The sequence below is a fragment of the Pedobacter punctiformis genome, from assembly GCF_027213715.1.
Lineage (GTDB): Bacteria > Bacteroidota > Bacteroidia > Sphingobacteriales > Sphingobacteriaceae > Pedobacter > Pedobacter punctiformis.
The window spans coordinates 462,240-481,774 of the sequence record NZ_JAPWGM010000003.1 but is presented as its reverse complement, the minus strand read 5'-3'; the positions used below and the strand labels follow the sequence as shown (position 1 = coordinate 481,774).

General features: G+C 35.4%; 16 protein-coding genes. 12 read left to right on the top strand and 4 right to left on the bottom strand.

The annotated features are described in order from the left end of the window. Positions 1-41: 41 nt before the first annotated feature. The 9 genes from radC to O0955_RS11260 all read left to right on the top strand — a co-directional run bounded on the left by radC (position 42) and on the right by O0955_RS11260 (position 11,812). Positions 42-743, top strand: coding sequence for a RadC family protein (gene radC, locus O0955_RS11300; protein WP_269427649.1), 702 nt, complete (start codon positions 42-44; stop codon positions 741-743). A 57-nt stretch (positions 744-800) separates the two neighbouring features. After that, positions 801-1,640 (top strand): endonuclease/exonuclease/phosphatase family protein, encoded by an 840-nt coding sequence (locus tag O0955_RS11295; RefSeq protein WP_269427648.1) that lies wholly within the window; start codon positions 801-803, stop codon positions 1,638-1,640. 134 nt (positions 1,641-1,774) lie between these two features. Beyond that, positions 1,775-4,174, top strand: coding sequence for a phenylalanine--tRNA ligase subunit beta (gene pheT / locus O0955_RS11290; protein ID WP_269427647.1), 2,400 nt, complete (start codon positions 1,775-1,777; stop codon positions 4,172-4,174). Between the two features lie 31 nt (positions 4,175-4,205). After that, on the top strand, positions 4,206-4,496 hold the full coding sequence (locus tag O0955_RS11285) for a hypothetical protein (RefSeq protein ID WP_269427646.1): 291 nt from the start codon (positions 4,206-4,208) through the stop codon (positions 4,494-4,496). Between the two features lie 33 nt (positions 4,497-4,529). Beyond that, the gene (locus O0955_RS11280) at positions 4,530-4,820 is read left to right on the top strand and encodes a cell division protein ZapA (protein WP_269427645.1); all 291 of its coding nucleotides are present in this window, start codon (positions 4,530-4,532) and stop codon (positions 4,818-4,820) included. Between the two features lie 295 nt (positions 4,821-5,115). After that, entirely contained in the window at positions 5,116-6,687 is a 1,572-nt protein-coding gene (rny, locus tag O0955_RS11275) for a ribonuclease Y (protein ID WP_269427644.1), read from the top strand. A 175-nt stretch (positions 6,688-6,862) separates the two neighbouring features. Then, complete coding sequence (locus tag O0955_RS11270; RefSeq protein ID WP_269427643.1) at positions 6,863-7,366, top strand: Mpo1 family 2-hydroxy fatty acid dioxygenase; 504 nt, start codon at positions 6,863-6,865, stop codon at positions 7,364-7,366. Between the two features lie 150 nt (positions 7,367-7,516). Beyond that, the gene (locus tag O0955_RS11265; RefSeq protein ID WP_269427642.1) at positions 7,517-10,273 is read left to right on the top strand and encodes a TonB-dependent receptor; all 2,757 of its coding nucleotides are present in this window, start codon (positions 7,517-7,519) and stop codon (positions 10,271-10,273) included. 81 nt (positions 10,274-10,354) lie between these two features. Beyond that, the gene (locus tag O0955_RS11260) at positions 10,355-11,812 is read left to right on the top strand and encodes a hypothetical protein (protein WP_269427641.1); all 1,458 of its coding nucleotides are present in this window, start codon (positions 10,355-10,357) and stop codon (positions 11,810-11,812) included. A gap of 135 nt (positions 11,813-11,947) precedes the next feature. On the opposite strand, the gene O0955_RS11255 is transcribed toward O0955_RS11260, so the two are convergent. The 3 genes from O0955_RS11255 to O0955_RS11245 all read right to left on the bottom strand — a co-directional run bounded on the left by O0955_RS11255 (position 11,948) and on the right by O0955_RS11245 (position 13,995). Further along, positions 11,948-12,247, bottom strand: a complete 300-nt coding sequence (locus O0955_RS11255) for a hypothetical protein (RefSeq protein WP_269427640.1) — start codon at positions 12,245-12,247, stop codon at positions 11,948-11,950. A 135-nt stretch (positions 12,248-12,382) separates the two neighbouring features. Continuing rightward, positions 12,383-12,658: a hypothetical protein gene (locus O0955_RS11250; RefSeq protein ID WP_269427639.1), complete on the bottom strand. Its 276-nt coding sequence runs from the start codon at positions 12,656-12,658 to the stop codon at positions 12,383-12,385. A 125-nt stretch (positions 12,659-12,783) separates the two neighbouring features. Next, positions 12,784-13,995 carry a hypothetical protein gene (locus O0955_RS11245; protein WP_269427638.1) on the bottom strand — a complete coding sequence of 404 codons (1,212 nt, stop codon included), beginning with the start codon at positions 13,993-13,995 and terminating at the stop codon, positions 12,784-12,786. Positions 13,996-14,185: 190 nt separating this feature from the next. Between O0955_RS11245 and O0955_RS11240 the strand changes: the two genes are divergently transcribed. Next, a complete protein-coding gene (locus O0955_RS11240) occupies positions 14,186-15,121 on the top strand; it encodes a M23 family metallopeptidase (protein ID WP_269427637.1) in 936 nt (311 codons plus the stop codon). Between the two features lie 176 nt (positions 15,122-15,297). Here the strand turns inward: O0955_RS11240 and O0955_RS11235 are convergent, their stop codons facing one another. Continuing rightward, complete coding sequence (locus tag O0955_RS11235; RefSeq protein ID WP_269427636.1) at positions 15,298-17,049, bottom strand: bifunctional lysophospholipid acyltransferase family protein/GNAT family N-acetyltransferase; 1,752 nt, start codon at positions 17,047-17,049, stop codon at positions 15,298-15,300. Between the two features lie 98 nt (positions 17,050-17,147). Here O0955_RS11235 and O0955_RS11230 point away from each other — a divergent pair, with 98 nt between their 5' ends. Together O0955_RS11230 and O0955_RS11225 are read left to right on the top strand one after the other, a co-directional pair. After that, complete coding sequence (locus O0955_RS11230) at positions 17,148-18,047, top strand: ComEA family DNA-binding protein (RefSeq protein WP_269427635.1); 900 nt, start codon at positions 17,148-17,150, stop codon at positions 18,045-18,047. Between the two features lie 257 nt (positions 18,048-18,304). After that, on the top strand, positions 18,305-19,456 hold the full coding sequence (locus O0955_RS11225) for an acyl-CoA dehydrogenase (protein ID WP_269427634.1): 1,152 nt from the start codon (positions 18,305-18,307) through the stop codon (positions 19,454-19,456). The last annotated feature ends 79 nt before the right edge of the window (positions 19,457-19,535 follow it).

Here is a 19,535-nt window from a genome sequence, read left to right as displayed (position 1 = left end):
ATCCCAACCAAAAGTTGGGATGTTTTTTTTTGTCTGAAAAAATGGAAAAATATACACAGAAATTAGGGATAAAATTATGGGCCGAAGAGGACAGGCCCCGTGAAAGGCTTTTGCAGCACGGCAAAAGACATTTGACAGATGCTGAACTCATTGCCATTTTAATTGGTTCAGGAAACAGAACCGAAACAGCTGTAGACCTCAGTAAGCGCATACTGGCTTTTTATGAGAATAGTTTAGCCAAACTTGGCCGGGCAAGCATTCAGGAATTAGCCAGGTTTAAAGGTATTGGCGAGGCGAAAGCCATTACAATCATTTCTGCTTTAGAACTTGGCTTGCGGCGTAAAGAAACAGTTGATGATGAAATCATTAAAGTAAACAGTTCAATTGATGCTTACCGATATTTGGAAAGCACGTTGGCTGATTTAAATCACGAAGAGTTTTGGGTAATTCTGCTCAACAGATCAAATCACATTTTAGGGAAATATTTAATCAGTAAGGGCGGACAGGCCGGCACCGTAGCGGATCCAAAGGTTATTTTTAAAATCGCCCTGGAAAATAATGCCGCGAATATTGTTTTGGCGCATAATCATCCTTCTGGCAACCGAAAACCAAGTGACAGTGATCGTAAATTAACAAGAGATATGGTTGCTTCAGGTCATTTATTAGGTTTGCTGGTGGTTGATCATATTATTTTTACCAATAATGGCTATTATAGTTTTAAAGATGATAACTTAATTGGTTAATCATTTTCTAACAATAGGGTTTTATTTAGTTTTTAAATAATTTCTTAAATTGCGAAGATGAAAACCCTAAGATTATTTTTTCTTTTTTTCCTGATTTCCATTGTTTCTTTTGCTCAAAAATCAGGAATCCCAATAAATGTAATTACGTATAATATCCGTTTAAATGTTGCTTCTGATGGTGTAAATGCCTGGCCAAACCGAAAGAACAATGTTAAGGCTTTAATTAAATTTCATGATGCTGATATTTTATGCGTTCAGGAAGCTTTACCTGAACAATATGATGCCCTGCTTGAAAACTCTAACTTTGATGTAGTGGGGGTAGGCCGGGATGATGGCAAACGTAAAGGCGAATTCTCTGCAGTTTATTTTGACAAAACCAGGTTTGCTAAAAAGGAAGGTGGTACTTTCTGGCTTTCTGAAACCCCAAATGTGCCTTCAAAAGGTTGGGATGCTGCTTTAAACCGGGTTTGCAGCTGGGTTAAGCTTTATGATAAGCTAAATAAAAAAGATTTTATCGTTTTTAACACCCATTACGATCACATAGGCGTACAAGCCAGGATTGAATCGGCTAAACTCATTAAACAAAAAATCCAGGAAATTGCACCCAAATTACCTGTTGTATTTACAGGTGATTTAAACGTTACACCGGAAACGGAGGCTATTTCTACTATAAAATCATTTCTTTTAGATGCCAAAGATATTACGGTTGAGCCACCTTATGGGCCCGTAGGAACCTTTAATGCTTTTAATTTTAACAGTGAGCTTAAAGATAAAATTGATTACGTTTTTGTAAACAAAGGTTTCAGCGTCCAAAAATTTGCCGTATTAACAGATAGTAAAGATCAGCGTTATTACTCAGATCATTTGCCGGTTTTTGTAAAGTTGTTTTTTAAGTAAAAAACTGCTTATAAAGCGGGACTATCCTTCAGCCTTTCGGCTTTAAATATTATCTTTGCATTTTATAATTTTTTAGGTAAACGGTTTCCCGAATTTATTCCCGATACCCAATACTAATACTTGATACCCGAATAATGAAAATATCATATAACTGGTTAAAACAGTTTGTACAAATAGACAAAACTCCTCAGGAACTTTCTTTAATCTTAACCAATGTTGGTTTGGAGGTAGAAAGCGTAGATAAAGTGCAGCCGGTTGCCGGTGGACTTGAAGGACTTGTTATTGGACATGTTTTAACTTGTGTTCAGCATCCCAATGCCGATCGTTTACGTGTAACCACGGTGAATGTTGGTCGTGAAGAAAACCTTCAGATTGTTTGTGGTGCACCAAATGTTGCTGCAGGTCAAAAAGTTGTCGTGGCTACCGTTGGTACAACTGTTTATCCTTTGGAAGGCGAGCCTTTTAAAATTAAAGAATCTAAAATCAGGGGAGAAGTATCGCAGGGAATGATTTGCGCTGAAGATGAGATTGGATTGGGTAAATCGCATGATGGGATTATGATTTTGGCAGCAGATACTCAAATTGGTATTTTGGCTAAAGATCATTTCAAAATGGATGATGATTTTGTTTTCGAAATCGGTTTAACACCAAACCGTGCAGATGCGGCTTCACATTTAGGTGTAGCAAGAGATTTAGCGGCTTATTTCAGAAGCAGTTATAAAACACCGGATTTATCAGCCTTTAAAGTTGATGAAGAGAGTTTAAATATTCCGGTATCTGTTGAAGATCAGGAAGCCTGTCCTCGTTATAGCAGTGTAACCATTTCAGGTGTAGAAGTAAAAGAATCACCGGATTGGTTAAAAGATAAACTAAAGGTAATCGGACTGCGTCCGATTAATAATGTTGTAGACATTACCAATTTCGTTTTACATGGATTGGGACAGCCTCTACATGCTTTTGATGCCGATAAAATCTCCGGTGGAAAAGTAATCGTGAAAAAAGTAGCCGAAGGAACACCTTTTGTAACTTTAGATGATGTAGAGCGTAAATTAAGTTCGGATGATTTAATGATCTGCAATGCAGCGTCGCCAATGTGTATTGCTGGTGTATTTGGTGGTAAATCTTCCGGAGTTGACGTAAATACAAAAAATATCTTTTTAGAAAGTGCTTATTTTAACTCGGTCTCGGTGCGTAAAACGGCTAAAAGACATGGTTTAAAAACCGATGCCTCTTTCCGCTACGAGCGTGGTACTGATCCGGAAATTACCATTACGGCTTTAAAATATGCTGCAATCTTAATTAAAGAACTTGCGGGTGGTAAAATTTCATCAGCCATTTCCGATATTTATCCAAATCCTGTTCAGCCATTTGAGTTTGATGTAAATTACAATAACATCACTAAGTTGATTGGTGCAGATATTCCTGCAGCAGAGATAAAAGAAATTATTTTGGCTTTAGGCATTGAAGCAACCAGTGAAAATGCAGAAGGATTATCATTAAAAGTTCCGGCTTATAAAGTAGATGTAACCAGAGAATGTGACATTACCGAAGAGGTTTTGCGTATTTATGGGTATAACAACATCGAAATCCCAACCAAAGTAAATGCTTCACTATCTTATACCCAAAGGCCTGATAAAGAAAATACGCAAAATGTTATAGCCGATATGCTAACTGCAAATGGCTATGCCGAAATTTGGTGCAACTCGCTAACTAAATCTGCTTATTCTAAAAATTTAGATGAGGCCGTACACATTTTAAATCCGTTAAGCAGTGATTTAAATGTAATGCGTCAAAGTTTATTAATGCCTGCTTTAGAAAGCGTAGCTTATAATCAAAACCGTAAAAATGCCGATGTTAAGTTTTATGAGTTTGGAAAAACGTATAGCTTAATTAACGAAAAATATATTGAGCGCCCACGTTTATTGCTTTTAGTATCAGGCGCTAAACAAAGTGAGCAATGGAATCAAAGTACTAAGCCGAGTACATTTTATAATTTAAAAGCAGCAGTTGATGCAATTATTTCACGTTTAGGGATCTCAAGTTATCAAAGCGATGTTTTAAATGATGAAAACTTTGCTTATGGCATTAAATATTACAGGGGAGATAAAATCCTGGTTAGTTTTGGTGCGGCAACAAAGGCAGACCGTAAGCTGGCTGATGTAAATGCGGAAGTATATTATGCTGATTTCGATTGGAGTGCATTGCTTGATGTGATTAAAAAGAATAAAATCGTAAACAAAGAAATTTCAAAATACCCTCAGGTTCGCCGCGATCTTTCCATGTTGATTGATAAAGATGTAACCTTCGAACTGCTTAAAGGAATTGCTTTTAAAACCGACAAAAAGTTAATTAAAGAGGTAAATGTTTTTGATGTTTACGAAGGAGATAAATTACCGGAAGGTAAAAAATCTTATGCATTAAACTTTATTTTGCTGGATGAGGAGCAAACCCTTACAGATAAGCAAATTGAACAAACCATGCAAAAACTAATCGCTAATTTAACCCAACAAGCAGGGGCAGAAATTAGGAAATAAAATATAAATTCGTATTTTTAGAAATAAATTCATGACTTCTGTTGCAGATCAATTAGATAAGGTAATACAAAAAACAACACGGTTAATCGAGTTGTGTAATGCCTTGCAGGAAGAAAATGATTTATTAAGGCTTGAAAATCAATCGTTAAAGGTTGCTCTGGATACAGCAAAAGACAAAAATGTAGAACTCGATGAAAAAATGCGGGTTTTAAAGTTGGCTAAAAGTATTGAAGGAACCAGTGAAAAGTCGCTTGACATTAAACAAAAAATTAACGATTTTGTGAGGGAGATTGATAAGAGTATCGCTTTGCTTAAAAAATAAGTGAAACGAAAAAACAGAAACTAAGCTAAACAAATGGGAGAAATCTCGATTAAAATAACGATTTCCGACCGTATTTATCCTTTAAAGGTTAATATGGAAGAGGAAGAAATTGTGAGACGGGCAGCAAAAATGATCAATGAGCGCATAAAAGACTATCAGGAAAATTATGCGGTTAGAGATAAGCAGGATCTACTCTCTATGTCGTTGTTGCATTATGCAACGGCGGTATTAAGAACAGAGAATAAGGTGCAAAACCAGGATACTGCAGTTGCCGATAAAGTTGAAGAATTAGATGTTATTTTAAACGGTTTCTTTTCAAAATAAAAGGTACGTTCTTTAGAAAATTTCGTCACTCTGAACTTGTTTCAGAGTCTTAAAAAGATGTTGAAATCATCAGCGTGACGATTTTGTAAATATATTAGCACAAAAATATAGCCGCAGCTAGTTTTTGAGTTTCAAATTTTATAAAACTTAACACTTCAATATCTATAGGGTTAAGAGGGCGTATTTCATCTGCTTTGGCACCTGGAAATGGCTTAAACCCTAATTATGCTTAGTTGAGGTTTAAAATGTATGAGACTTTAAAAAATTAGTTGCGGTTTTTTATTTAAAAAACAAAATGGAAATAGTTGAAATATTAGGATACGTATTTGCCTTACTGGCCGGTTTAATTATCGGGGTAGTAGTAGGAAGGTTCCTGCTGCGTAATTTGCTTAAACAGCAGGAAATTGCTGCACAAACCAAAGTAAAAAAGATTTTAAAAGATGCAGAGAACAATGCAGAGATTTTAAAAAAGAATAAACTTCTGGAAGCAAAAGAGAAGTTTTTGCAAATGAAAGCTGAGCATGAACAAGAAGTGAATGCAAAGAATAATAACATTAACCAACGCGAAAATACAATGAAACAGAAAGAACAATCTGTTAATCAGCGTTTGGAAAATTTCAATAAAAAAGAGCAGGAGCTTGACAAGCAAAAAATTAATCTGGAAAAACAAACCGAACTGGCCGTTAAAAAGCAGGACGAGGTAGAAGTTTTAAAGAATCAGCACCTTAAGCAATTGGAAACCATTGCAGGTTTATCCGCTGATGAAGCTAAAAACCAATTGGTAGAAAACCTTAAACAGGAAGCCCGTACGCAGGCGATGATGCAGGTTAAGGATATTGTTGATGAAGCTAAATTAACCGCAAGTAAAGAGGCTAAAAAGGTGGTTATTCAAACCATTCAACGTACAGCTACAGAAGCTGCTATTGAAAACTCAGTATCAATTTTTCATATTGAAAGCGATGAAATTAAAGGCCGTGTAATTGGTAGAGAAGGAAGAAATATTCGGGCTTTAGAAGCCGCTACAGGTATTGAAATTATTGTTGATGATACCCCTGAAGCCATTATTTTATCAGGTTTTGATCCGGTTAGAAGAGAAATAGCCCGTTTGGCTTTACACCGTTTGGTAACAGATGGTCGTATTCATCCGGCACGTATTGAAGAGATTGTTGCCAAAACCAAAAAACAGATCGAAGATGAGATTGTAGAAATTGGTGAGCGTACCGTTATCGATTTGGGTATCCATGGTTTACACCCTGAATTAATTCGTATGGTTGGCCGTATGCGTTACCGGTCGTCTTACGGACAGAACTTATTGCATCACTCTCGTGAGGTGGCTAACTTCTGTGCAACTATGGCAGCAGAATTAGGCTTGAATGCAAAAATGGCTAAACGTGCAGGTTTATTACATGATATTGGTAAAGTACCTGATGATAACCCGGAATTGCCACACGCAATTTTAGGTATGCAATTGGCCGAAAAATATAAAGAACATCCTGAAATTTGTAACGCTATTGGAGCCCACCACGATGAAATCGAAATGACTTCAATGATTTCTCCAATTGTACAAGCTTGTGATGCGATTTCAGGTGCCCGTCCTGGCGCCCGTCGTGAAGTTGTAGAAAGTTACATTAAACGCTTAAAAGATTTAGAAGAACTGGCTTTATCTTATCCCGGAGTGGAAAAAACTTTCGCTATCCAGGCTGGTAGAGAATTACGCGTAATTGTAGAGAGTGAACGCATTACAGATGCACAGGCTGAGTTATTAGCGGCGGATATTTCAACCCGTATTCAAACAGAAATGACTTATCCGGGGCAAATTAAAGTTACAGTAATCAGAGAAACCCGTTCTGTTGCTTTTGCAAAATAAAATGCCTGTCATGCTGAGGAACGAAGCATCTGTTAGGTAAATAAAACAGCTTTTAGATTCTTCCTGTGGTCTCTGAATGACAAAACGAATATAAGCGATGGATTATTCCATCGCTTTTTTTATTTTTACATATTAAACTATCGTCACCTTATGCCGGTCGTTAAAATCATTAGATATGAAAACTGTAGAAGCCAAACGTCCAGTAGATGTTTATTTTGATAAATATCAGGAAAGCCATAACAACCAAACAAATGAAGTAATTCATTGGATTTGTGTGCCTTTGATTATTTTCAGCTTGCTGGGATTAATTTGGTCAATACCGTTTCCTCATCTTGAATTTTTGGGGCGTTATAATGGTTTCATTAACTGGGCTTCATTTTTAATTGCTTTTTCCATCTACTATTATTACCGCCTTTCGCCTGTACTTTCTTATATGATGTTATTGCTTGTGTTTTTGATGAGCTGGGGCATTGTATCTTTAGAGAAGTGGCAAGTTGCAGGTGGTCCGGCTGTTTGGTTGGTTTGTGCAATTATTTTTGTCATTGCATGGATTGGTCAGTTTATAGGACATAAAATAGAAGGAAAGAAACCATCTTTTTTAGATGATGTTAAATTCCTGTTAATAGGTCCAATCTGGTTATTGCACTTCATTTGCAAGAAATTGGGCATCAGGTACTAAATCCGGGCTGGGTAATATTAAATTAACCTTGAATTAAACAAAGCTTAATTAACACCTAATATACAGCTAACATTGTGGTAATAGCTTTGCCTAAAATTAAAAACAGGCAAATTGGACTTAATCACAATTTTAAAACGATCGGCATTAACTATGCTGATCTCATTTCTAAGCATAGCAGTTTATGCACAAACCGGCAAAATTTCTGGTACGGTTACCGATAAAAAAACAGGTGAAACTTTAATTGGAGTAACCGTAAGAATAAAGGGTACTAATAAAGGTGTTTCTACCGATGTTGATGGCAAGTATGTTTTACAAGCCATGGCTAACGGTAAGCATATCCTGGAATTCTCGTATGTTGGATATCAAACTAAAGAGGTTTCCGATATAGAGGTTAAATCTCCGGCAGTTACCAACTTAAATGTTGTATTAAGCGAAGCAAGCGGACAAAATTTACAGGAAGTTGTTGTAAAAGCTAGTTTTAAACAGGAATCTATTAATACATTATATGCACAGCAAAAAAATAGTGCGTTAATTTCTGATGGTATTTCGAGTGAACAAATTAGAAAATCTCCGGATAAAAATACCTCTGATGTTTTAAAAAGAGTTAGTGGTGCAACTATACAGGATAATAAATTTGTAATTGTTCGTGGTTTAAGTGACCGATATAATACTGCTACACTTGATAACTCTACTTTACCAAGTACGGAAGCCAATAAAAAAGCTTTCTCTTTTGACATAGTGCCTTCAAATTTGGTTGATAAAATTACCATTAGCAAAACGGCTACTCCTGATTTACCAGCTGATTTTGCTGGTGGTGCGGTTCAAATTGTTACTAAAGATATTCCGGATCAAAACTTTTTATCGTTTGGAGTAGGATATGGATACAATAGCCAATCAACTTTCAAGGATTTTCTGGGAACTAAGAAAAATGCATTAGCATATTTAGGCTATGAGGATGGCTCAAAACAACTTGCAGAAAATTTTCCGAGTATTGCAGCTGTTGCCGCAGGAAATTTACCCAGTGCTAAAAATATTGCAGCATTAAAATCATTACCTACGGATAACACCATTAAAACTACAAGTGCATTGCCAACGCAAAATTATCAATTTAGTATTGGTAGGGTTAAGCAATCAGAAAATGGAAATAAGTTTGGGGCTTTAATCTCCGGAACTTATAGAAATTCGCAAACCATAAACCAAGATGTTGAACGTAATTTTTATATCTACAACTACAGGGATAATCAATATAAGTTCTCAACAAACGTGGGGGCATTGGCAAACTTTGCCTATAGCTTCGGAAGGAATAAAATCAGTTTTAAGAATATCTATAATAAAAACTACGATGATAACTATACTGAACGTACCGGTATAAAAGATGGAAATTCGCTAAATAAGTTTTATGCTTACGATTTGATGCAAAAATCACTGTTTAAAACAACTTTAGAAGGTGATCATCAAATTGGTAAAGGAAATAATAAATTAAAATGGACTGCTTCATACAGTAGCATTGGTAATAATCAGCCTAACCAGTTGAAAATGAATTATACCAAACCATTGGCGGCTCAAAATGATCCATCTGTTTTATACCAGGCAAACATCACTTCTTTAGGTAAAGATAATACCAGATTATTTTCAGATTTAAATGAAAATATTTATTCGGGTGATGTTAACTATAGTACACCTTTTAAACTGTTTGATGCATCAACAACAATGAAAGTTGGTTTGGGCTCGCAGTACCGTGATCGTACTTTCGATGCCCGTTTTATCGGGGCTGAATTAACAACAAATGATCCGGCTTTGCAAACTAAGATCAGGGCACTGCCTATTACTGAAATATTTTCTCATTCATTGTTCGAATCTGGAGTGTATAGACTTGCTGAAGTTGGCGGGCCATTAGATAGTTATAAATCTAACTCATTTACTAATTATGGTTATTTAATGCTTGACCAAAAGTTTGGTGAAAATTTTAGGGCAGTGTATGGTGCAAGAATAGAAAACTACAATGTTAAAGTATTAAATACAATTGAAACGTATGTAAACGATACACAATTGGATGTGCTTCCTTCAATAAACTTAACTTACAGTTTAACAAAGAAGGCTAATTTACGGGCATCTTACTATCGTACCTTAGCCAGACCAGAATTTAGAGAGCTGGCCTATCCATCGTTCTACGATTATGAACAATTGGGAAATATAGTTGGTAATCCAAATTTAAAAAGGTCACTAATTGACAACGCAGATTTGAGATATGAAATTTATCCTGAAGCAGGGCAGTTATTTTCAATCTCTGCATTTTATAAGCACTTTACTAATGCAATCGAGTCTTATCGGTATGATGTAGGATCAACAACTGATGTATCTTTCTTTAACACACCAAAAGCTTATACTTATGGATTAGAGTTAGAAGCCAGAAAGAATTTGAACTTTATTAACGAAAGCGATTTCTTTAAAAATACAACAGCTTACTTCAATTTTTCATTAATCAAATCTAAGGTAACCAATCCTACAGATCAGGATTATATTGATAAAACGCGTCCAATGGTTGGGCAGTCTCCTTACGTAATTAATGCTGGTTTACAGCACAGTGCTTTAGACAATAAATTAAATTTTAATATCCTGTATAATAAAATTGGAAGAAGGATTGTGCAGGCAGGCGGTATCCGTTTCCCTAGCACCTGGGAAAACCCAAGAGATGTGCTTGATTTCCAGGTGAGTTATAAAGTACTTAAATCTAAAGGTGAAATTAAGCTAAATGCTGGTGACATTTTAAACCAGAGAAATGTAATTTATTTCGACTATAACGGAGACAAAAAATATAATGGTAGTGTGGGTAACGGTGGTGATGAAACTTTCTCAGCTTACAAAACAGGAACAAACATATCATTGTCGTTTAACTATTCTTTCTAGTCTTTACAATATGTTAACAGGATATTAATCCTGAAGAAAAATTAAAAATATCTCTTTGTAAAAATATTTAAAAAAGAAAAAATGAAAAATCAATTTGTACTACTTGCTTTGTCAGTAGTTTTATTTTCAACTTCTTGTAAAAAGAATGTAATAGTTGAATCACCTTCAACAGAAGTTCCTAATGGAGGCACAGCATCAAATGTTGTAGAAGTTTCAGGTGAAATTTCAGCTAGCACAACTTGGTCAGCAAGTAAAATATACTTATTGAAAGGATTTGTATTTGTTAGTAATGGTGCTACTTTAACCATTGAGCCAGGTACAATTATCAAAGGTGATAAAGCAACTAAAGGCACATTAATTATTACCCGCGGATCAAAAATTAATGCAACAGGTACAGTTGATAAACCAATTGTATTTACATCTGGTTTAGCTGCGGGTGCCCGTAGCCAGGGAGACTGGGGTGGTGTTATTCTTTTAGGTAAAGCACCAGTTAACCAGGGTACAGATGTTAAAATCGAAGGTGGTTTGGTACAGCCTGCTGGTAAAGACGAAAAAGCATATATTTATTATGGTGGTACCGATGTAGCGGATAATTCAGGTATTATGAAATACGTTCGTATCGAATATGCTGGTATTGCTTATTCAGTTGATAATGAGATTAACGGATTAACAATGGGTGGTGTTGGTAACGGTACAACTCTTGATTATATTCAGGTTTACCGTTCGGGTGATGACGCTTTTGAATGGTTTGGTGGTACAGTAAATGCGAAACACTTATTAGCTATTGGTACCTGGGATGATGATTTCGATACAGATTTTGGTTATTCTGGTAATGTTCAGTTCGCTTTAGCACAAAGAGTTTCTACAGTAGCGGATCAGTCTCAATCTAATGGCTTCGAATCTGATAATAATGGAAGTGGTACGGATCAAACGCCTAAAACTTCTGCAGTTTTCTCAAATGTAACGGTTTTAGGTCCAATCAGAGCTGCCGGTGGCGCTTACAATGCTAACTTTTACCATGGTGCTCAAATCCGTCGTAATTCTTCAATCAGCATCTTGAATTCAGTAATTTCAGGTTTTCCTATTGGAATTTATATTGACGATACTAAAGTTGTTACTGCTGGTTCTACTTCAGCGAACTTTACAAGTGGCAATATGGTAATTGCCAACAACTTAATTTATGGTACTAAAACAACTGAAGTAAGTGTAAGTAATACGGCGGCAGCTGTGGCAATCGAAGCTAAACTGCGTGCTGATAACACTTTTGCACAAACTACTTTTGCCGGTTCTCTTTTTGGTAACCCTTACCTATATGCAAGTGATTTCGGTGCGGGAGCTACATTAGGTACGGCAAACTTTACATTGGCTGGAAATTCTGCTGCTGCAACAGGTGCATCGTTTACTAATGCTAAAGTATCTGGTTCTTTCTTTACACCAGTAGCTTACAAAGGTGCTTTTGGTTCTGAGAACTGGGCAGCTGGTTGGGCTGAGTCTGATGCTCAGGTTTTACCTTACACTACTCCAGGTGCTGTAAAATAACCTGAATAAAAAGTAATATTAAAAAAGCCTGGAAGTAATTCCAGGCTTTTTTATTTTTCTCAATGGTGAGCAAGTTAAAATAGTTAAAATTAGCTTGAAGCCTGTAAGGAATACCGGCGAATTAAGCATTCAGTTTTATGCCTTTTGTTTGATTAAACGTTTAGGCTTAATTTCTTTTACTGCAGGCTGATCCGCTTTAACTTCTCCTTTTAAAATTGCAGGTGCATCAACAGCGGGTTTATTTTCAGATGTCACAGCTTTTTTAGAAAGTTTTTTAGCCAGTTGTCTGGCAAAATTTTCTACGATTTTTTTACTCTTTTTAGCCTCTCCGTATTGATTAATTACTTCATCAAAAGCAGTTATCAATTTTAACGTTAGTTCTTTCTTTAGCTTTTTGTTTCCTGAACGATTTTGCGATTTTTTCTTCTTTTTCATTTACCTCAAAGATATATCATCGGAAAATTAAATTAATATTATCCTTTTGTTAAGTATGCTTAAAGCACTTAACATCAAATTGTTTTCAGATTTTTAGCTGTGTATAACGCTGTAAATGAATTGAATATGTTGAGTTTAGATATTCGTTCCGGGAATTACATCGCCACCCAAATCCAACGTGTTTTGAAACTCTTCTATATATTGCAGAAGGTGCCGCTCTGCAGTGGCGAAAGAGTTAAATGTAGAAGCGGGTTTATTTCCTTCAGGGTGGCTTTTACTTCTGTAATGCAAGTTAGTTTGAAAAGTGAAGGTTTTTTGATCATAGATGGGCGACATGATTCTAGCTTTAAGCCCGTGAGTATGAATCTCAACAAAATACTCCTTTAATACAGTATAAATAATAGCAGGCATATTTTTTAGATTTATGTTAGCCATAAAAATACCTTAAATACTTATTTATAAAGCCAGTTATTGGTATGATAATATTGTGGTAACATTAACTTAACCTGATTTAAGCTTGTATAGTTTTGCTAAGGTTATTTAAAAGGATCATAAGCATAAACAATTTCATACTTAACGTTTTTAAGCTGAGCCGCAAGCTGACCTATTTTTAAATCCTGTAATTGAGGCGTAGGTTCGCAAAAAGAATATTTTTTACCGTTATAAGTAATAAAATTGCCAACTGGTTTATCAAATTGTACAGCCATCGTTAAATGGGTAGGGTACAGCAGTGCTACCATTGGCAGGTTGTATATTTCTTTTACAAGGAAGAAAAATAAAGCAGCCCGGTCGTCACAATCGCTGTACTTATTTGCCAGGGTTTGCTCTGGTGATAACCGCTTTTCCATTCCAAAGTTTTGTTCATCATTTTCATAAAGAAATGCATATCGTGTAAAGCGCATTAAATAATCTACACCCTTTTTTTGATCCATGCCTTTCAGGTTATCTTTAAGTATTGGAATAAGCGAACTATAGGTTTCGCGGCTCAATGGAATGTTAAAATAAGTTTCAAAATCTACGCCCGGATAGTTTTTAAAAATAGCCTGTATATCCTCGTTTACTTTAAGCTTAAAATGATAAATTTTTTGCTTGTAACTAAACTCTACATCTTTTTCTTCGTAGCGCTCTGGCTTAAAATCGGGCATCCTGGTTACCTTGTAAGAAAAAGAATTAACCGCTTCCGGAATTGCAATATTAACTGGTTTGTAAGCCTCGGCTTGTTTAAATAATTTGCCGTAATCATGGTAGTTTAAACACATGTATTTTTTATGGTCGATGGTAAAGAACGGGATATCGCTAATATCTTCTTCATTTCTTACATAAAATATAATTTGTTCATTGCCCACAGCTACGCGTGCATCATAACCACATTTATTTAACAAAAACCATTTATATAAGGTATACCTGAAATAATTTTCCTTTTTAGGGCTTAGTTGCTCTGCCGTTTTCCTGATCAGCTGATAATAAATCCAGTCGTTAAGTTTATGAGCTTCTTTATAATTTGTTAATGCCGTTACAATGTTTTGATAGTTTGAGGAATTGATCTGACTGTAAAACTCATGAACGGCAGGAGCTGAGGCTGTACCTGATAATGGAATAATGACAGATGGGCTGGCTTCAAAATTAAAAGTGCCATCGTAAAATTCGAAAGAAAAGTTTTGTGCACGCATTTTAGTGCCCATACTTAACAGAAGTACGAATACCAATAGCGTTTTGCAATATTTAATGACTGCACCTTTCAATACCATGTATTTTGGTTACATTAAATTTACCTATAATTAACGTAAAATCAACAATTTATTTATGTGAATTCTGTTTGATAACTTAACTTAAACTTAATCTTAAAAATCTTGAATAGAATAATAAAAAATAAAGTCAAGTTTATTTTGATGATAGTTATAGTAATGTTTACTTTGTTGAAAATAACGACTTTCAGACATGGTTAAAAAGACAAAATTAATATTGGTATTTCTATTGCTTTCTCTTATTGCCTTAAATATTAAAGCTCAGGAAAGTATAGTAAAATTAAGTTATGTTGTTAATTCAGATAAAAGTGTTGACCTCGACTATCTAAAAGAAGATCCTGGTACATATAGTTTGATGTTACGTTTTTCGCGACTCGATAATTCGTACTATTCGGATCGCCAGGTGTTTAATATTGGGAATTATTCGGGTAAACTTATAAAGTTATCTCCTTCAAATAAAGAACAAGGAATAGGGTTTTCCTACTCTTACTCTTTTATTAGAGGCAAGCTCAATCCAAAGTATAATGCTGATTTTGTATATATAATGCCATACAAAAAAGGAACTCCGGTTGTTGTTGCCGAAATGGGGTATGTAGGCTCCCGATATTTTGGAAAAACGGCTCCTGAGGATTGGAAAGTATATAGCTTTTCTACAGAAAAAGAAGATAGTGTAACAGCTGTCAGAAAAGGGGTGGTTGTAGAGATAAAAGATTTATATGAAAATAATGAATCGTCTAAGTTTGAATATACGAGCAAGGTTAATGAATTAACTGTAGAACATGCCGATGGTACATTGGCAATTTATAAAAGTTTTAAGAAAGGAAGCTTTACGGTTAAAGTTGGGCAAACCATTTATCCAGGTACAGTTTTAGGTGTAAACAGCAGGTATAGAGAAAATAGTAAATATAATGTGTCGCTTTATATTACTTACCTAAAATCAATAGACTTTGAAAGTGCAAAGAACCCTCAGAACCCTAAAAGTTTATATGGCTTTGTGGTTCCACATTTTTATACCGCAGATGATCCTATGGCAATATTAGTCTCTCAAAAAGAATATACTGTAGAAAATACACCCGAAATTATTAGGAAAGAATTTTCAAAAAAGGAGCTCAAAGCCAGTATTAAATAAAAAAAGAGCCATATTAATATAACTTAACTTTTTGTAGAGATAATAAATCATTAACAGATACTTAACATCTCGGCTTTACTTTTGCAGTATAAATATTTGGTTAGTATTTATAAAGTTTAGGTTAGTTGATAATAAAAAACCCGGATGGATGTCCGGGTTTTTTTATTTAGAAATGATTATAAATTCTTGCCAAGTTTTTCCAGCATTTCTGGCGGAATATTGTGTGTATCTACCAATAAGAAACCATCTAAACAGTCAGAAAATTTAGGGTCAATATTGAAGGAGATAATTTTTGCATTTAAATTCATGTATTGTCTTAACAACACCGGAACTTTGATGTGCGAATTTTCGATATCACCAATTAAGCTATCTAAATCTTTAAAAGAATCGCTGCTATCCACCAAAGTATCGGTAGAGATCGGCAAAAGATCAGCTTTGAACTTGTTTTTTGGTTTTACATATTTAGCCATCTCATAGTCGAAATGGTTTTTGGTGATGTAATCAACAATTAGCGCTTTACTAAACTTGGAAAAATTATTGCTGATGCTTACCGGCCCAAACATATAACGGTATTGCGGATTATCGATCAGATATTTTAAAATTCCTTTCCAAAGTAAAAACAATGGAAGCGGTTTGCCCTGGTACTCTTTCCTAATCCACGACCGGCCCAATTCAATGCCTTGTTTTAGCATCGGATAAAACTGATCTTTCATTTTAAATAATTCGGAAAGGTAAAAACCACGGCTACCCATGCTTTCTAAAATCTCATCGCCTTTACCAATTCTATAGGCCCCAACAATATTTTCTAAATCCTTGTCCCAAATAAATAAGTGATTGTAGTAAATATCGTAATTATCTAAATCGATTTTTTTATTTGTTCCTTCACCAACCTCTCTAAAGGTTATTTCACGCAAGCGGCCAATTTCCCTTAAAGTATTAGGAATTTTTAGAGTGGGAACAATATAAACCTCGTAATTTTTTTCCGTCCATACTTTAAAGTCTTCCAGCGTTTCTACTTCTGTTTTAATCAGTGTTCTTGATGTCTCCTCAATAATTTCCGCAGGTTTTTTCTTAATCTTAAATAATTTTAAAGGATTAAAAAGTTTCTTTTCAGTATCCAGACCAACACCTAAAGCATAAGTACGGGCCCTTAAAAAGTCCATTAACTTATTGCTGCTGTTCATGTGCGAGATCTCGGAAACTGCGATGGGTTTACCCACTCTTACCTTGATGGTACGGCCATGTTTATTTAAAAATTCGGATGGCAATTTTGCGGTACGTAAAGTAGGGTGGATAAAACTTAAAATATTAAAGAAAACCCCATTATTGCCATGGAAATAAATGGGTACAACAGGTACTTTAGCTTTTGCAATAAGTTTACCCACTACCGGGTGCCACATTCTGTCGGTTACCTGTTGGGCATCAAGTTTAAAAGTCGAAACCTCTCCCGCAGGGAAAATTCCGATGGGTATTCCATTTCTTAATAAATCAAAAGTTGTTTTTAAACCACTGATGCTTGATGAATGCTGCACATTTTCGAAAGGATTAACCGCTACAAAAAACTCATCCAGGTTTGGTATCTTCTTTAAAATAAAGTTAACCATTACTTTGGCATCCGGCCTTACGGTACATAAAAGTTTAACTAAAGCCAAGCCTTCTACACCACCATAAGGATGGTTTGCAATGGCAATAAAAGGACCTGTTTTAGGGATACTGTTTAAATCATCCTCATCAAAATCTATAGAAACGCCAATGGTTTCCAATATTTTATCTACAAATTCTAAACCTTTAAAATGCTGATTTTGAGAGAATACATCATTAATATCATTCAGCTTCATGATTTCCATCATCAGGCCGGCCAATCCCGGAACGCCAAGTTTATCTATCTTCGTCGCCTTCGCAAATTCTGAGGTAGTAATGATCTTCATATAAAAATTGTTAGGTTGTTGTATTTAACAAAGCATGCCTGTTTTGCAATCCCAAAAATAAGATTTATATTCAAATATAAATGTCATAACATATAACGATGAGAACTTGGCTTAATAAACACTTTGGTTTTAGTAAAGGCGAGTTTAACGGACTTATATTCTTAATTTCAATCATCATTATTTTAAAATCTTTACCTTTTATATATGGCTACTTTAAACCTGTAGAAGAGGATGAGTCTAATCTTCTGGCTCAGATTCAAAAAATATCGGTTGGCCAAGAAGAGCGGTTTCATTACACCAAAAATAGCATAGAAGAACCCAGAGATCAAAGGGCAGGAAAGCTTTTTAACTTTGATCCCAATACTATTGATGTTGGAGGTTGGCAGGAATTAGGGCTTTCGGCAAAGCAGGCTCAATCTATTATTAATTATAGAAATAAGGGAGGCAAGTTTTACAAGGCAGAAGATTTGCAGAAAATGTATACCGTATCTCCTGAAATGTACCAGAAGCTACTGCCTTATGTACAAATAGAAAATCAACAGACCGTTTACCCTAAAAAAGATTTCCAGCTTGATCAGAAAGCGTATGTTAAAAAACCATTGGTTATGGTAGATGTTAATTTAGCCGATTCTGCACAACTGGATCAAATAAAAGGGATAGGACCTGCATTTGCTTTGCGCATTTTAAAATACCGGGAGCGTTTAGGTGGTTTTTATAAAAAGGAGCAGCTAATGGAAGTTTATGGCCTTGACTCTGTAAAATACAATGAAATAAAGGATCAGATTATGCTTAGTGAGGCCCGGCTTAAAATTATAAACATTAATACAGCTGCATTTGAAGACTTAAAAAGCAATCCATACCTCAGTTATAAACAAATTAATGCCATTATACAATACCGGAAGCAACATGGTAAATATGCCGGAGTTGCCGATTTAAGCAAAATAGCCAATTTAACCCCACAGGTTATTGAGAAAATTAGCCGGTATATTTCTTTTTAAGCGGTTACAAATTTCAAAACCGAATCTTTAAATCTTCTCTTTTATCTGTAATATGTAGTGATAGTTAGCTTTATTTGGTTTAAAATGCTAAAAAAATAAATAAAACTTTTCGCCATCATTTACAGCCTTTCAAAATCAGGTGTAAACTAATTGAACCAAATACCATTTCATTCTACAAAGAGGTGTTTTTTTAACTATAAGTAACTATCAAATAAATGTTTATAATTGCCAAATACCAATATAAAATATAAATATTAATGAGCGTTAGTTTTAACTTTTCAGAAACAGAAACCCAACAAAGCGTTAGGGCTATGGTTCGTGATTTTGCAGAAAAAAATATCCGTCCGAATATTATGGAATGGGATGAATCACAACATTTCCCTGTAGAGTTATTTAAACAATTAGGTGATTTAGGATTAATGGGTGTTTTAGTGCCCGAAAATTATGGTGGCTCAGGTTTGGGTTATCAGGAATATGTTGATGTGATTGTAGAAATTGCCAGAGTTTGTGGTTCGATCGGTTTATCCGTTGCTGCACACAATTCGCTTTGTACAGGACACATTTTAGCTTTTGGTAACGAAGAACAAAAACAAAGATGGTTGCCAAAACTGGCTACGGCAGAGTGGATTGGTGCATGGGGTTTAACAGAGGCCAATACAGGTTCTGATGCTTTACGGATGATGACTACAGCTGTTGAAGATGGTGATGATTATATACTTAATGGTGCAAAAAACTGGATTACCCACGGTAAAAGCGGTGATGTTGCCGTAGTAATGGTGCGTACAGGGGAGAGTGGAAGTTCAAAAGGAATTTCGGCCATTGTGGTAGAAAGAGGTACACCAGGTTTTTCGGCCGGAAAAAAAGAAAACAAATTAGGTATGCGTGCTTCAGAAACCACTGAAATGATTTTTGATAATTGCCGTGTTCCTAAAGCCAATATTTTAGGCAATGTAGGCGAAGGTTTTAAACAAGCCATGAAAGTTTTAGATGGAGGCCGGATTTCAATTGCCGCTCTGTCATTAGGCATTGCAAAAGGTGCATTTGATGCTGCGGTGAGTTATTCGAAACAACGTCATCAATTTGGACAACCAATTTCAAGTTTCCAGGCCATTAGTTTTAAACTTGCAGATATGGCTACTGAGATTGAGGCTTCAGAATTATTGATTCGCCAGGCAGCGGATTTAAAGAACAGACATTTGCCAATGACTAAAGAATCGGCAATGGCTAAATACTTTGCGTCGGAAGTTGCCGTGAAAGTATCAACAGAAGCCGTTCAGATTTTTGGTGGTTATGGGTATACTAAAGATTTTCCGGTAGAGAAATTTTATCGCGATAGTAAATTATGTACAATAGGCGAGGGCACATCAGAAATACAAAAGATTGTAATTGCACGTGAGATATTAAATTAAGTATAGAGTTTAAAGACCAAAGCCGAAAGCTAAGTAAACAAAGAGCAACAAACCAAATATATTATGAGTGATCCGGAAG

What these genes read in the sequence shown, in the direction of transcription:
- radC (WP_269427649.1), top strand. Translation starts at nt 42, where the DNA reads ATGGAAAAATATACACAGAAATTAGGGATAAAATTATGGGCCGAAGAG.
- O0955_RS11295 (WP_269427648.1), top strand. Translation starts at nt 801, where the DNA reads ATGAAAACCCTAAGATTATTTTTTCTTTTTTTCCTGATTTCCATTGTT.
- pheT (WP_269427647.1), top strand. Translation starts at nt 1,775, where the DNA reads ATGAAAATATCATATAACTGGTTAAAACAGTTTGTACAAATAGACAAA.
- O0955_RS11285 (WP_269427646.1), top strand. Translation starts at nt 4,206, where the DNA reads ATGACTTCTGTTGCAGATCAATTAGATAAGGTAATACAAAAAACAACA.
- O0955_RS11280 (WP_269427645.1), top strand. Translation starts at nt 4,530, where the DNA reads ATGGGAGAAATCTCGATTAAAATAACGATTTCCGACCGTATTTATCCT.
- rny (WP_269427644.1), top strand. Translation starts at nt 5,116, where the DNA reads ATGGAAATAGTTGAAATATTAGGATACGTATTTGCCTTACTGGCCGGT.
- O0955_RS11270 (WP_269427643.1), top strand. Translation starts at nt 6,863, where the DNA reads ATGAAAACTGTAGAAGCCAAACGTCCAGTAGATGTTTATTTTGATAAA.
- O0955_RS11265 (WP_269427642.1), top strand. Translation starts at nt 7,517, where the DNA reads ATGCTGATCTCATTTCTAAGCATAGCAGTTTATGCACAAACCGGCAAA.
- O0955_RS11260 (WP_269427641.1), top strand. Translation starts at nt 10,355, where the DNA reads ATGAAAAATCAATTTGTACTACTTGCTTTGTCAGTAGTTTTATTTTCA.
- O0955_RS11255 (WP_269427640.1), bottom strand. Translation starts at nt 12,247, where the DNA reads ATGAAAAAGAAGAAAAAATCGCAAAATCGTTCAGGAAACAAAAAGCTA.
- O0955_RS11250 (WP_269427639.1), bottom strand. Translation starts at nt 12,658, where the DNA reads ATGCCTGCTATTATTTATACTGTATTAAAGGAGTATTTTGTTGAGATT.
- O0955_RS11245 (WP_269427638.1), bottom strand. Translation starts at nt 13,995, where the DNA reads ATGGTATTGAAAGGTGCAGTCATTAAATATTGCAAAACGCTATTGGTA.
- O0955_RS11240 (WP_269427637.1), top strand. Translation starts at nt 14,186, where the DNA reads ATGGTTAAAAAGACAAAATTAATATTGGTATTTCTATTGCTTTCTCTT.
- O0955_RS11235 (WP_269427636.1), bottom strand. Translation starts at nt 17,049, where the DNA reads ATGAAGATCATTACTACCTCAGAATTTGCGAAGGCGACGAAGATAGAT.
- O0955_RS11230 (WP_269427635.1), top strand. Translation starts at nt 17,148, where the DNA reads ATGAGAACTTGGCTTAATAAACACTTTGGTTTTAGTAAAGGCGAGTTT.
- O0955_RS11225 (WP_269427634.1), top strand. Translation starts at nt 18,305, where the DNA reads ATGAGCGTTAGTTTTAACTTTTCAGAAACAGAAACCCAACAAAGCGTT.